Consider the following 876-nt stretch of genomic DNA (forward strand, 5'->3'; position numbering starts at 1 on the left):
AGCATCACATTAAGAAGGTCGCCCATGCAGCAAAACTTAATTGGAGAGTCTCCGAGTTTCCTTTCTGTTCTCGATAAAGTGTCACAGCTTGCCCCAATCGAAAGGCCAGTTTTAATTATCGGTGAACGTGGTACCGGTAAAGAGTTGATTGCACAGCGTCTTCACTACTTATCAAGACGTTGGGATCAGCCACTCATCTCGCTCAACTGCTCAACGTTGAGCGAAGGCCTGATTGATTCTGAGCTGTTTGGTCATGAGTCCGGCTCATTTACTGGCTCGAAGGGTCGCCATCAAGGTCGATTTGAGCGAGCGGAAGGTGGCACTCTATTTCTTGCCGAGTTAGCCACCACACCACTTGCGGTACAAGAGAAGCTGCTGCAGCACTGAATTCGAATGTTAGATTGGTGTGTGCAACGAACGCCGACCTACCCGATATGGCAAGCAAAGGGGAATTTAGAGCCGACCTGCTCGACCGCCTGGCGTTTGACGTGATTACCTTGCCACCACTTCGAGAACGAAAAGAGGACATCACACTCCTTGCTGAGTACTACGCCATCAAGATGTGCCGCGAGTTAGAGCTTGAACTGTTTGTCGGCTTCTCCCCAGAAGCGACCCAAGCTCTGCTGGACTACCCATGGCCGGGTAACGTGCGTGAATTGAAGAACGTCATTGAAAGAGCGATCTACCAACATGGTCGTAATCCTAACCCGATTGAATCATTGGTGTTTAATCCATTCCAACCAACGTGGGATGAGACTTCCATCGAAACTGACAATGAGGCATCAAGCGACCATACTTCTAATGAGCGTACATTTTCTCTGCCACTGGATTACAAGGCGTGGCAGGAAGAACAAGATATAGCCCTTCTTAATCAGG

At 49.2% G+C, this 876-nt stretch carries 1 pseudogene; it reads left to right on the forward strand.

Annotated features, from left to right (window positions below):
* Positions 1–24: 24 nt before the first annotated feature.
* A pseudogene (locus tag KIV40_RS34290) lies at positions 25–876 on the forward strand (sigma 54-interacting transcriptional regulator); the annotation flags it as partial.

It is taken from the genome of Vibrio sp. D173a (assembly GCF_030248475.1).